This window comes from Niveispirillum sp. FG156 (assembly GCF_057809555.1).
Genome location: NZ_JBMDKE010000027.1, coordinates 52,192 through 64,593 on the forward strand (window position 1 = coordinate 52,192; position 12,402 = coordinate 64,593).

The following is a 12,402-nucleotide window of genomic DNA, read 5'->3' on the forward strand; positions in this document are numbered from 1 at the left end:
ATTGTATCGGCGTTCGCACCGCTTGTTCCGCCCCGTCCGGGCGTGCAAGGGGGACGATGCGGGGGCAGCTGCCTTGACCGGGAACGGGGGGTCTGCTATCGCCGCCCTTTATTTATTCGTTCGGCAAGCAGCCGAGGGTGATGCATGTCCGATATCTTTCGCGAAGTTGACGAGGATCTGCGCCGCGACCAGATCATGACGTTCTGGAAGCGGTATGGCGGTTTCGTCATCGCGGCTGCCGTTCTGGTGGTGGCGGCCACGGCTGGCAATGTCGGCTGGAAGCATTGGCGCACCACTCGGATGGAGGAGCGCACCGCCGTCCTGTCCGAGGCGCTGGCCAAGCTGCGCCCCGCCGACGAGAACAGCCAGCCCGACCTGAAGGCCGCCGCCGACGCGCTGTCCGCCGTTGGCGCCAAGCTGGGTGACGGCCATGCCGATATGGCCCGCCTGTATGAGGCCGGCCTGCGTGCCCGTGAAGGCGAGCGTGACAAGGCCATCGCCCTTTACGATCAGGTGGCCGGTACTGCTGGCACCGATCCGATGCTGCGCGATCTGGCCACGCTCCTGTCGGTGCAATTGCAGCTGGATACCGGCGATGCCGCCGCCCTGCGCACCCGTCTGGTACCGCTGCTGAAGGCCGGCAATGCCTGGAAGGCGGCGGCGACGGAGGCATCTGGCCTGCTGGCAGCCCGCGCCGGCGATAATGCCGGTGCCGCCTCCCTGTTCAAGGAACTGTCGGAAGACAGCACCGCTCCGCAGGCGCTACGCGCCCGTGCCACCGAACTGGCCGCGCTGTACGCGGCGACGAAATAAGTCCGGGATCAAGGAAAAGATGGCTGACATCACCCGTTCCGCTACCGCTGTCGCCGCCCGCCGTTCAGGCGCCGCCCCGACCCGGACCCGTTACCGCACGGCTGCCCGTATGGCGGCGCCGTTGCTGGCCTGCCTGCTGCTGTCTGGCTGCGGCATCACCGACTGGTTCTCCGGCGATGATGACGGACCCAAGCTGGGCGGCAACCGCATCTCGGTGCTGCAACTTCAGCAGCAGTTAGAGGTCGATCCGCAGGTTTCGGCGGCGGAAGTGACCCTGCCCGAGGCCGTGGTCAATGCCGACTGGGCACAGGCCGGCAGCAATCCGGCCCACAATCCCGGCCATGTCGCGCTGGGCCGCAACCTGTCCAAGGCGTGGAGCGCATCGGTTTCCGGCTCCGACAGCAGCGTGCGCCTGCTGGCCGGCCCGGTGATCGCCGGTGGCCGTCTGTTCGTGCTGGACACCGACTATGATCTGCATGCCTTTGACGCCAAGTCGGGCAAGCGCATCTGGAAGCGCAACATCCTGCGCGAGAAGCAGGAGGGCGAGGCCTTTGGCGGCGGCGTCGCGGTGCATGACAACCGCGTCTATGCCACCAACGGCTATGGTGAGGCCGTGGCCGTCGATTATGACAATGGCGATATTGTCTGGCGCCGCCGCATCGCCGGCCCGATTCGCTCCGCCCCCACAGTTCTGGATGGCCGCGTCTTCGTGTCCACCGTCGACAATCAGATGATCACCCTGTCGGCGGAAAACGGTTCGTTGCAATGGTACCACACCGGCTTCCTGGAGCCTGCCGCCCTGCTGGGCGGTTCGGCACCGGCGGTGGAAGGGGATACGGCCATCGTTCCCTATTCCTCGGGCGAGCTGTTTGCGCTGCGCGTGGAGAATGGCCGGCAGTCCTGGCAGGACAGCCTGGCGTCGGTGCGCCGGGGTGAGAATCTGACGGGTCTGGCCGATATCCGTGGCCTGCCCGTCATCGCTGACGGCATCGCCTATGCGATCAGCCATTCTGGGCGCATGGCCGCCGTGGATATCCGTTCCGGCCAGCGCGTCTGGGAACAGGATATCGGCGGCATCACCACGCCGGCCATCATTGGCGACTGGATTTTCGTGACTACCAATGACGGTCAGGTCGTTGCCCTGACCCGCAAGGATGGCCGCGTGCGCTGGATCACCCAGTTGCAGCAGTGGGAGGATGAGGAGGACAAGGAAGATCCCGTCCTCTGGACCGGTCCCATCGCTGCCGGTGGCCGCCTGCTGCTGACCAACAATCAGGGCGAACTGGTCGAGATCGCGGTTGCCGACGGCAAGGTGATCAAGAAGACCAGCCTGCCTGCCTCCACCCTGCAGGCCCCTGTTGTGGCCGGCGAAACCCTGTATCTTTTGACGGAAGATGGCGATCTGGTCGCCTATCGGTAAACGGAGTTTAGAGTGATAAAGGCCACGCACCGGCTGACGGTCGCCATCATCGGGCGGCCGAATGTCGGCAAGTCCACCCTGTTCAACCGGCTGGTCGGCAAGAAGATCGCCCTGGTTGACGATCAGCCCGGCGTGACGCGCGACTGGCGCGCCGCCGATGGGCGCGTGGGGGGCTTGGAATTTACCGTGGTCGACACGGCCGGTCTGGAAGACGTCTTTGATGACAGTCTGGAGGCGCGCATGCGCCGCCAGACGGAGCGGGCGGTGGAACGGGCCGACGTGGCCCTGTTCCTGATCGATGCGCGCGCCGGCGTCACGGCCATGGACAAGCATTTCGGCGCCTGGCTGCGCAAGGCTGGCAAGCCCACCATCCTGATCGCCAACAAGTGCGAGGGGGCCGCCAGCCGCCCCGGACTGATTGAGGCGTTCGAGCTGGGCCTGGGTGAGCCGGTGCCGCTGTCGGCGGAACATGGCGAGGGCATGGCCGATCTGGTCTCCGCCCTGGAACCCTTCATGCCGAAGGACGATCCGGAAGAGGAGGAGGCGTTCGACGTGGACGCCGCCGAGGCCGAGGTCCGCGAGGAGGGGGAGACCGCCGCCGAGGATGAACCCAAGGCACTGCAGCTGGCTATTGTCGGCCGCCCGAACGTGGGCAAATCCACCCTGTTGAATGCCCTGTTGCAGGAAGAACGCGTGCTGACCGGCCCCGAAGCCGGCATGACGCGCGACGCCATTGCGGTGGAATGGGAATGGCGGGGCCGCCCCATCCGTCTGGTCGATACCGCCGGCCTGCGCAAGCGGGCGCGGGTGGATGAGAAGCTGGAGAAGATGGCCAACCAGGATACGCTCCGCGTTATCCGCATGGCCCATGTCGTGGTGCTGCTGCTGGATGCCGACGGCATCCTGGACAAGCAGGACCTGACCATCGCCCGGCTGGTGATCGAGGAAGGCCGTGCCCTGGTCATCGCGCTGAACAAGTGGGACGCGGTGCAGGACAAGAACGCCGCCCTGCGCCGCATGTCCGACCGCTTGCAGACCTCCTTGCCGCAGGTGAAGGGCATTCCGACGGTAGCCATCTCGGCCCTGAAGGGCCAGAAGCTGACCGATCTGCTGGATGCGGTCGTCACCACCTATGGCGTCTGGAACCGGCGTATCCCGACATCGCAGCTGAATCGCTGGTTGGCCGACATGACGGACAGCCATCCGCCGCCGCTGGTCGATGGCCGCCGCCTGAAAATCCGCTACATGACCCAGGTGAAAAGCCGGCCGCCGACATTCGCGCTGTTCGTCAGCAAGCCTGTGGACCTGCCCGATCATTATTCGCGCTATCTGGTCAATGGCATGCGCGAGCATCTGGAGCTTCCGGGTGTTCCCATCCGGTTGCTGCTGCGTAAAGGCAGCACCAATCCTTTTGATTGATCGCTGAGCTAACTGCGCTGTTGCCAAACGCCCCCTGTCCATTAGACTAAGACTAAATGGATAGGGGGCTTTCAGCATGATTTTCGGGGTCAACTTCTGGAACAAGAAGAAGACCTTTGAGGTTTTCCTGAAGAAGGACGACCGCTGGCAGCTGCATGTCCTGTGCGAGGAAGAACCTGAAGCCATCACTGAGGCGCAGCTGCTGCTGCGCCTGAACAAGACCACCCATGTGAAGGTCGTCCGGCACCGGGCCCTTTCCAGCTCCGCCGCGTCGGAGATGGTGGTGTATGAGGCGACGGCCAATCCGCCCAAGGAAAAGCCCATTGTTGTGTCCACCCCCGTCGGCGAACTGGCCGTCTGCAAGGTGGTGGATGATCTCTATACGGCCGATGCGCGGCGCACCATTGGACAGGTGATGCGCGACTATATGCAGCGTTCCAATATCTGCACGACGGAGCTGCTGCACAGTTTCAGCCATATCCGCAAATTGCAGGATGCGCAGGGCCTGGTGAATGCCGGCATGCACCGGGTGGGTGCTGCACAGGCGGCGGCCATGAATGTGCCCGTGAAGGAACGGATGACGTTGCTGGACGGGCTGCTGACGCAGTGCCAGCAGAAGGCCCGCAATTTCGCCGCTGAACGTGGCAATTACCCGGAATTCAAGGGCCAGGATCTGGCCGGTCTGTCCACCATCATCCAACAGAAGGTCGGGCTGGAGCAGCATGATTATGTGCTGAATTCGCTGCTCAGCGTCTGGCTGTTCGAATTCCGGTCGCTGCTGGCCAAGGTCGATATCCTGGCGCGGCTGGCGCAGGATAATATCGAGAACGGTATGGTGCGGCATGTCGATGCCATCCTGGCCGACACCATGATCTTTGCCGAGGTGGTGCAGGAACTGTTCGCACCGCAGCCCAACCTGGGCACGGCCCTGAAGGTGATGGGATCGGTTGTCCTGTGCCGGAAGGGGATCGCCGATGCGGTGACCAATCCGACCATGAAGATCATCGCCAACCTGATCCCCCAGGGCCATCTGCCGCAAACACAGGCCGCCCTGGCCGACCGCCTGCTGCGCGAGATCAATACCGACCGCCCGCTAGATCAGCGCGCGCCGGATCAAGAAGGGTCGTTGCTGGACGCGCTCGTCCTCTCCCTGACCGGCGATGACGGCACCATCCTGGGGGGGGAGCGGACGCATCAATCCGTGGAACGCCGTCGCCTGCGCCAGCGACAGGAGATGTTGCGGGCCCAGGGGCTGCACAGCGTGGCGGATAATCTGCGCTGATTGCGTCCCTGATCGCGCGATAAACTACAAGATTCAACCTTCCGTTGGTTGTGCCTGGCTTTATGAAGGCTTTACCCTTGCGCATCTGCCGTGGAAGGTTGCCGCCGCATGAAGCGCCATTCGCCCCCGCCCAACCCGTTATCCCGGTGTGCCCGCCACCCCCGGCAAACCGGCGGCGTTCGGCCCGGTACAGGCCAAGGCCGCACCGACCGTGACGCGCCTGACCGCGCCACCACCACCCGCACCCAAGAAGCCCGCCGCACCGGCGCTGGCGCCAGCCCGCCTGACGGCGCCCCCTCCGCCCCCACCGGGGGGCAAACATGTGGCCCAGGCCTATAAGGTGCTGCCGCCGGAAAAGCTGTGGCGAACGGCACCCTGGTTCAAACCCTGGTTCGCCAGCTATCCATATGCCGTGGTCGGCGACAGCGACTTGAGTGCGCAGGACCACCGCGACGGCGTGAACACCGAAGACGGGTACCTGGCCGACGGCAATACGGCCCGTGCCAATATTGTACAGCGCCCGGCCCTGCGCAGCAGCCTGCGCGTCTCCGATGATTACAATATGGCGATTGAGGTTGCCGACCTGCGCGGACGCCAGCCGAAGAGTTTCTTCGCCACGGACAAGGTGATCAACGCGTCCAACCGGGCGCTGCAAAATGTCCGGTCACCGATCCAGTTGGTCAAGTCGGGCGGGGCGATCACCATTGTCGGCTGGTGGGGCGGCCGCTGGCGACTTCACGAGGTCCGGCCGAGTTTTACCAATAATCACGGCGGGCAGAATATCGACCCGGACAATCTGCCACAGAACTGCAACGACATGGCCAGCACGGTTTCAAGGGTTTTCCTGGGATTGTCGCCGCAGGCGCAATCTGCCAACGTCCTTAAGGAGATAAGGGGCAAGCAGCGTAATCAGGATATCACCGAGGATGACCTGCAGGCCTATGTCGGGTTGACGCAAAGCGATGGCATTCGGCGCCGGGGTGCCAACAAGTTTGCGGCCCCCAGGATCGGTGAAGCCTATATGATTGCTTCCATAACCAATGCCGAAGACCTTGCATCACAGGCATTGGCGGAAAACGATATGGACCGGTTCAATCAGATCGGCAACCGCACCCGCTGGCGTGACTATGGCAGCGGCCAGGACCGGGACATGCGCTGGCCCTATCACTTTGCTGGTGTCATCGCGGTCAGCGGCAATGACCGGGTGACCCTGGAAAATTATGCCCGTGGTGACAACCGTCAGGCACAGCCCGATCCGCGCTGGTTCTTCCAGATGTATGGCAACAAGCCGGGCCAGAGTTTCCACGAGGCGACGCAGGGGCAAGACTATGTCAATCCCCTGACCGTGGTCATCCGCGGCTGATCTCGGGTCAGCCCTCGCGCCGGCGGTAATCCTGCAGGCGGGTCACGCGCAGCGCCTGCACGCCATGGCGGTCGATCATTTCCTGCCAGGAGGCGAACTCCTCCGACGACAGGTCATAGCGCTTGCAGGCATCCTCGACCGTCAACAACCCGGCGCGCACCCCGGCGACAACCTCTGCCTTGCGGCGCATCACCCAGCGGCGGGTGTCGGGCGGCGGCAGATCGTCCAGCGTCAGGGGACCGCTGCCTTGCTGGATGCTGGTGGCGTCCAGGTCCGTCTCCGCCCGCAGGCGGCTGGTGGCGGCATTGTTCAAGGGCTTCATGGCAAGGAACGCTCCGATACGATCTTCCCCGCCATCGTTAGCGGCACGCTCTTAACAAAGCGTGAAAGAAGGGCGGGATCACTCGAAAGTATGAGAGCGCATAAGGTCATTCATTGTTTGATCGACAGGACATTGTTCATGGTGATCGGCAGGGTGCCCAACATCAGGTAAGGTTCACCCGCTGTTAAATCGACACCTGTCACGCGGCCAAAGCTCATGACCTGCGGGCTCATGTCCTTGCCATCGACCCCCTTTATTTTAGCCACACCCTTGTAGGTACCATCCTTCAACTGCGTGCCGCTGCTGTCCTTGCCGTCCCAGTTGACATCCTGGGTGCCGGCGAACTTGGACAATTCCAGGGTGCGCAGCACCTTGCCGGTCTTGGCGTCGGTGATCTCGAACACCGCACTGGAGGCGACGCTGTCGGTGGACACGGTCAGGTGAGCCGTACCATCCTGAAGGGAGATACCGTTGGACTGGATCTCCACCGTCTTGCCCATATAGCCCAACGCCTGATTGGGCTGGCCGTTATTGATGGCGCTGATGACATTGTCCAGCTTCTCGTTGGTCTTGATCGATTGTTCGACCTGCGAGTACTGCACCAGCTGCTTGGTGAATTCGGCGGTGTCGGTCGGCTGCAACGGGTCCTGGTTTTGAAGCTGCGATGTCAGCAGCGTCAGGAAGGTTTCGTAATTGTCCGACAGATCCCCCAGTGCGGATTTCTCCTTGGTGCCGGTGGTATCGGAGGTGCCTTTGGCCGCATTGTTGGCCGCGCTATTGGCAATACCGGAGATCGACATGGTCTTGATCCTTCCCGTCAGGGATACACTGCGTCAGACCCTGACATCCACGCGCCCGAACTCCATGATCTGGGCCTGGGCGATAATTGCCGGGTCTTCATCCTCGACATCATCAGAAGCAAACCCTGTGCCATAGCCGGACTGGTCCTGCTGATCCTGGCGCTGCTGAGCCTGGTCACCACTGTCCTGCAACGAGAAGGACAGGCTGTCGCCATCGGTCTGCAGACCGGCCTCTTGCAAGGCCTTCTCCAGGTTCTTGGCATCCTTCTGCAGCATCTCCAGCGTCGCGGGATTCTCCACCATCACCTTGGCGCGCAGCTTTCCTTCCGATCCGATCTCCAGCTGCACATCGATGCGGCCCATTTCATAGGGGTTGAGCTGGATTGAGACGCGGTCATTGCCGTCCTGGACCGCCCGCTGCACATGGAAAGCCATCTGCTGTCCAGGTGGGGCGTAGGCGTTGGGGCGGTGCGGGGCGCTGGTCTGGCGCAGAGACTGCGCGAAATCATTGCCCTGGACCTTGCCATTGTCGCCGGCATGCAGGCCGGCTGTGGCCGGGTCGATACCATCGGCGGCGGGCGCCTCGGCAAAGCCGGAGCCACCCTCGCTACCGTTATCGGTGCTGCTACCGCTTTCATGGCCCTTGGCGCCGGCGGAAATGGCACGGGACAGGAGATTATCCTCCGTCTCGGCCCGCAGCGCCGTGGTGTCGACGCGGGTGGCCGGCTGGTTCTGCCCGGCAGATTGTGCCGATCCAGCCATATCCGCCTGCATCTCCGCCCGCGCTTCGTTACCCACATGCTTGGGCGCCAGCATCCGGTTGTTGGTCACCGCCTCGTCTTCATCGCTCACCGCTTCCGTCGCCTTCACATCCTCCCCCTCCACCGGGGCGGCATTGGCGTCTGTGGCAGGTCGCGCGCTGGCGGTGGCCGGACGGGCTGCGGCGGTCGGTGCGGCGGTGCTGCTGGTCCGCAGCGTCACGGTATGAGGGGTGGGGCTGTTGGCCGTCGTGGTGTTGGTCGGGTCAACTTCGGCCTCCACCGCCGGTTCTGCCGGCAGTGCCGAGGCCGTCAGGATGGTGGTTTCGGCGGGTGCCGGGTCGGACCGGCGTACCGTCTGCGCCTGTGCAGAAGATGCCGCTGCTGGCGTCGGGCTGGTCGCCGGCGTGGGAGCAGTAGCCGCAGCAGGTGCGGTTGGGGCCGTCATGTTGCCGCTTGCCGGTATGACCGCCGGCTCATCGGCGCTCTCCTGCACTGATGCGGTCGATGCCGGGGCGGCGCTTGTCGGTGCGGTTACCGCCGGTGCCGCCGCCTTCGGTTCCGTTGCGGTCACGGACGCCTGCCCGACCGCACTGACGGTCGTGGCACTGGCGGCCTTGGCCGCTGCCATCTCCTTCACGGATGCCTTCTCATTGCCGGAGGCTGTGGCGGCCAGGTCGGCGGGCAATGCGATGGCGCCCGGCTTTTCGTCAGCAGTGTCCGTGGCCGGCGTGATCTCTGTGCCGGTGGCTGCGACGGTGCCTGTCACCACGGGGGCCGCCGGTGCCGTACTGGGCGCTGGTGTCGATGGCAACGCGGCCTTGATGCTGATCGCCTCCGGCTGCGGCGCTGCGACGGGCACGGCCTTCTGTTCCACCGCCGGGCTGCTGGTCGGCGCCGTATCCATGGGTGCGGCCATGTTGGCGGCGGACGGTGTGGCCGCTTTCATCATGGCGGCATCAAGCTTCGGGATGACGGGGGCCGCTGCGGGCTTTGCTGTCGTGGCAAGGTTCATATCTGCCGGTGCCGGCAAGGCCTTCAGCCCGGTGCCGGCCACGGTCAGATTGACCCCCAGCGCGCTGGGCGCCGTGTCTGTGGTCAGAACCGGGATTACCGGTGCATTGCTGTTGGCGCTGGTGATGGTCACTTGTGTGACCTGTACCACCAGGCTGGCATCGGTTCCGGTGCCGCCCTGCAAGGCCATCAGAATATCGACTTCGCCTTCCCCGGTCTCGGCATCCGCCGGCGTGGCGCCGTCGATCACCGGCTCCCCATCAGCCAGGGGGCTGGCGGCGGTGAAGGCCTGGGACAGGTCATTGAGGAAGGCCACCACTTCGGGGTTCATCTCCTGTCCCGAAAGGCTGCCATTGGCCAGCAGGCTGATGCCGGATTGTGCCCAGCGTGCTTCGACGCCCTTGGCACCGTTACCGGCATTGGCGGCGCTGCTGGCACCGGCCATGTTGGTCAGGTTGAAACCGCCACCCAGCAGGGCGCCCAGGCCCGATGGCGCGACCGATGGCACGGTTGGTCCGCCCGTGCCCAAGGCGAGGGCGCCCGGCACCTCATCCGTCGTCAGCACCGGTATCGCCGTTCCGTCGCCCGTTCCGGCATCAGCGCCGGTGAGGGAGAGGAAGTTGCCCAGGAGCTGGTTGAAACTTTCCAGCCCGCCCAGACCCTCCAGCCCTTCGCCGGACGGCGGTCCATTGCCGATGCCGCCTCCCATCACGCCAAAGGACAGGGCGGATGGGGCGGTGGCCGTGCTGGCTCCAAGAAGGGCTGAGATGTCCATGGCGTGTATTCCTGCGCTATTCGGTTGGGACCATGCACCTATCGTGCCAATAGGGACGTGCTGGAATTGCTGGGTTTCGGGCCGGTCGGGCCCTGCCGGGGGGCAGAAGCTGCCGGTTCCTGGGCAAGGCTTGCCGGGTAGAGAGGCCCGAAACCCGGTGGACAAGGGGGTGGCGTTACGGCGTGCGGATTGCGCGCCGTTGGATTAGGTTTAAAGGCCTAAATGGGGATCAGAAGGACTTGTTATACGCCATCGAGGGAGCGACCTTGCGGGCATAGGCTGCCGGCATGACCATCCCGCCCCGGCGGGTATAGGTTCCTTCGTCGGCCCGCGCCTTATTGATGGCGGTGACCAAGGTGTTGATGGTGGATTGCGTCACCTGGGTGGCGGCACGGACCAGCCGTGCATGTTCCAGGGTCGCTTCGATGAATTCGTCCGATGCCTGTTTCAGCCGGGCCTTGGCTTCGGCATCCATCAACTGCAACGTCTCGGTATCCGCCTTGACCGACCGCACGCAATCCTCATAGGTGCGGACCAGCAGGGGCTTCTTGTCGGCGATGGCGTTCAGGGCCGGCAGGTTGCGTTTGGCGATGGCGTCATTCTCCAGCTGGAAAAGGTCCGTCAACCGCCGCATCGCATCGATCAGCGCGTCCGCGCGGGTGTTGGCTGTCATTTCGGTCCTTTCTTGCCTTGTTCTTGTTCCTGCATGCGGATCATGGCGGCCTTTACATCGTCGGCGATGCCGACGCCGCCGGCCTTGGCGATCTGCTTGCCATATTCTTCGACCATCATGCCGCGCCAGGTATTCTCTGCCTCGCCGCCGCCGAATGTGTCATCCGCTTCAACGCCCTGCCACATCTGGCCCAGCATCTGGGACAGGAAGACGGCTTCAAATTCCTGCGCCGCCTTGCCCACATCCTTGATGTTGGGGCCCTTGTTCTTCAGGCCGCCGGCCTGGGACAGAGATTGCGGGTCAAAGCCGGGGGTGGAAAGCTTCATGCTGTCGGACATCACATCACCTCAATCTCGGCCTGAAGGGCACCAGCCGCCTTGATGGACTGGAGGATCGAGATCATATCACGCGGCCCCACGCCAAGCGCGTTCAGGTTATGCACCAGTTCCTGAAGCGAGACGCCAGCCGGCATGACCGCCAGTTTCTTGTTGGCGCCATCATCGACCTGAATGTCGGTGCGCGGCACCACCGTCGTCTGTCCACCCTGGCTGAACGGCGCGGGCTGGGATACCTGCGGTGTCTCGGTGATCTTGATGGTCAGGTTGCCCTGGGCAATCGCGACGGTGGAGATGCGGACATTCTCACCCATCACGATCACGCCGGACGCCTCGTCAATGACCACACGTGCCACCTGATCGGGCCGCACGGTCAATTGCTCCACCTCGCCCAGAAAGGCGACAAGGTCGGTCTTGCGCTGCATCGGCACATTGATGACGACGCTGGTCGGGTCCAGGGCCTTGGCCGTCTGTGGGCCGGCAAACTGGTTGATGGCGTTGGCCACACGTACCGCTGTCGTGAAATCCGGGTTGCGCAGCGACAGGCGCAGATAGGGCAGATCGGACAGGGAGAAATCAATCTCCCGCTCCACAATGGCCCCACCCGCAATGCGCCCGCTGGTCGGCACGCCCCGCGTGATGGAGGCACCGGCCCCCTGTGCAGAGAAGCCGGAAATGGCGACGGCGCCCTGGGCTACGGCATAGACCTCGCCATCGGCGCCCAGCAGCGGGGTGACCAGCAGGGTGCCACCCTGCAGGTTCTTGGCATCGGCCATGGCCGCGACCGAGATATCGATGCGCGAGCCTTGCGAGGTGAAGGGCGGCAGCGTGGCGGTCACCATGACGGCGGCCACATTCTTGGTACGGATCGTATCGCCACGGACATTGACGCCCAGGCGTTCCAGCATGCCGATCAGGCTCTGTTCGGTAAACGGCGAGTTATTGATCGTATCGCCAGTGCCATTCAGGCCGACCACAAGGCCGTAGCCGATCAGCATATTGTCGCGTACACCCTCGACATCGGCGATATCCTTGATTCGGCTGTCCGCGTGCGCCATGTCGGGCGCCATCAGCGTCAGGGCCGTCAGGATGGCGGCCAGCCACTGGCCGATCCGGGTCTTGGTGGAGGAGGTGCGCGTCGCCATGGCGGTGCTTCCGATTCTGTCGCTTTGCCTTCGGTTCGGGGCTTTTCCGCCCCTTATCGTCGGAGTGGTCGATGCCAGAACCGTGCCAGTCCAGGGATTGCGCGCCTTTCCGGGCCGCTGGTCAAGGCTTGCCGCCCCGTACAAAGGGTCAGGTCCTGCCTGCGGGCAAAAAATGCCCTAGGACGCGGGGCGCTGCGGGTGATACCTATAGTGAAAGACGTGCATCCGGCCTATATATCTGGTGTCGGAATGCCGTCCGGTCCGCTCAAAAGCGAAAGCAGCC

General features: G+C 63.9%; 11 protein-coding genes. 5 read left to right on the forward strand and 6 right to left on the reverse strand.

Annotated features, from left to right (window positions below):
- Window positions 1-144: 144 nt before the first annotated feature.
- The 5 genes from ACODSP_RS17775 to ACODSP_RS17795 all read left to right on the forward strand — a co-directional run bounded on the left by ACODSP_RS17775 (window position 145) and on the right by ACODSP_RS17795 (window position 6,297).
- The gene (locus ACODSP_RS17775) at window positions 145-813 is read left to right on the forward strand and encodes a tetratricopeptide repeat protein (RefSeq protein ID WP_488966893.1); all 669 of its coding nucleotides are present in this window, start codon (window positions 145-147) and stop codon (window positions 811-813) included.
- A gap of 19 nt (window positions 814-832) precedes the next feature.
- A complete protein-coding gene (locus tag ACODSP_RS17780; RefSeq protein ID WP_488966894.1) occupies window positions 833-2,233 on the forward strand; it encodes a PQQ-like beta-propeller repeat protein in 1,401 nt (466 codons plus the stop codon).
- A 12-nt stretch (window positions 2,234-2,245) separates the two neighbouring features.
- Complete coding sequence (gene der / locus ACODSP_RS17785) at window positions 2,246-3,652, forward strand: ribosome biogenesis GTPase Der (RefSeq protein ID WP_488966895.1); 1,407 nt, start codon at window positions 2,246-2,248, stop codon at window positions 3,650-3,652.
- Between the two features lie 76 nt (window positions 3,653-3,728).
- Window positions 3,729-4,934: a hypothetical protein gene (locus tag ACODSP_RS17790; RefSeq protein ID WP_488966896.1), complete on the forward strand. Its 1,206-nt coding sequence runs from the start codon at window positions 3,729-3,731 to the stop codon at window positions 4,932-4,934.
- Between the two features lie 148 nt (window positions 4,935-5,082).
- Complete coding sequence (locus ACODSP_RS17795) at window positions 5,083-6,297, forward strand: hypothetical protein (protein ID WP_488966897.1); 1,215 nt, start codon at window positions 5,083-5,085, stop codon at window positions 6,295-6,297.
- Window positions 6,298-6,304: 7 nt separating this feature from the next.
- Here ACODSP_RS17795 and sciP read toward each other — a convergent pair whose 3' ends face one another.
- The 6 genes from sciP to ACODSP_RS17825 all read right to left on the reverse strand — a co-directional run bounded on the left by sciP (window position 6,305) and on the right by ACODSP_RS17825 (window position 12,119).
- Window positions 6,305-6,619 (reverse strand): CtrA inhibitor SciP, encoded by a 315-nt coding sequence (gene sciP / locus ACODSP_RS17800; RefSeq protein ID WP_488966898.1) that lies wholly within the window; start codon window positions 6,617-6,619, stop codon window positions 6,305-6,307.
- 110 nt (window positions 6,620-6,729) lie between these two features.
- Window positions 6,730-7,419: a flagellar hook assembly protein FlgD gene (locus ACODSP_RS17805; RefSeq protein ID WP_488966899.1), complete on the reverse strand. Its 690-nt coding sequence runs from the start codon at window positions 7,417-7,419 to the stop codon at window positions 6,730-6,732.
- Between the two features lie 33 nt (window positions 7,420-7,452).
- Window positions 7,453-9,966 carry a flagellar hook-length control protein FliK gene (locus tag ACODSP_RS17810; RefSeq protein ID WP_488966900.1) on the reverse strand — a complete coding sequence of 838 codons (2,514 nt, stop codon included), beginning with the start codon at window positions 9,964-9,966 and terminating at the stop codon, window positions 7,453-7,455.
- Window positions 9,967-10,195: 229 nt separating this feature from the next.
- The gene (locus ACODSP_RS17815) at window positions 10,196-10,639 is read right to left on the reverse strand and encodes a hypothetical protein (RefSeq protein ID WP_488966901.1); all 444 of its coding nucleotides are present in this window, start codon (window positions 10,637-10,639) and stop codon (window positions 10,196-10,198) included.
- A complete protein-coding gene (locus ACODSP_RS17820) occupies window positions 10,636-10,977 on the reverse strand; it encodes a rod-binding protein (protein ID WP_488966902.1) in 342 nt (113 codons plus the stop codon). The genes ACODSP_RS17815 and ACODSP_RS17820 overlap by 4 nt, the downstream gene beginning before the upstream one ends.
- Complete coding sequence (locus tag ACODSP_RS17825; protein WP_488966903.1) at window positions 10,977-12,119, reverse strand: flagellar basal body P-ring protein FlgI; 1,143 nt, start codon at window positions 12,117-12,119, stop codon at window positions 10,977-10,979. Before ACODSP_RS17825 ends, ACODSP_RS17820 begins: the two co-directional genes overlap by 1 nt.
- Between the last annotated feature and the right edge of the window lie 283 nt (window positions 12,120-12,402).

Coding starts and splice junctions, on each gene's coding strand:
- ACODSP_RS17775 (WP_488966893.1), top strand. CDS start 145: ATGTCCGATATCTTTCGCGAAGTTGACGAGGATCTGCGCCGCGACCAG.
- ACODSP_RS17780 (WP_488966894.1), top strand. CDS start 833: ATGGCTGACATCACCCGTTCCGCTACCGCTGTCGCCGCCCGCCGTTCA.
- ACODSP_RS17790 (WP_488966896.1), top strand. CDS start 3,729: ATGATTTTCGGGGTCAACTTCTGGAACAAGAAGAAGACCTTTGAGGTT.
- sciP (WP_488966898.1), bottom strand. CDS start 6,619: ATGAAGCCCTTGAACAATGCCGCCACCAGCCGCCTGCGGGCGGAGACG.
- ACODSP_RS17805 (WP_488966899.1), bottom strand. CDS start 7,419: ATGTCGATCTCCGGTATTGCCAATAGCGCGGCCAACAATGCGGCCAAA.
- ACODSP_RS17810 (WP_488966900.1), bottom strand. CDS start 9,966: ATGGACATCTCAGCCCTTCTTGGAGCCAGCACGGCCACCGCCCCATCC.
- ACODSP_RS17815 (WP_488966901.1), bottom strand. CDS start 10,639: ATGACAGCCAACACCCGCGCGGACGCGCTGATCGATGCGATGCGGCGG.
- ACODSP_RS17820 (WP_488966902.1), bottom strand. CDS start 10,977: ATGTCCGACAGCATGAAGCTTTCCACCCCCGGCTTTGACCCGCAATCT.
- ACODSP_RS17825 (WP_488966903.1), bottom strand. CDS start 12,119: ATGGCGACGCGCACCTCCTCCACCAAGACCCGGATCGGCCAGTGGCTG.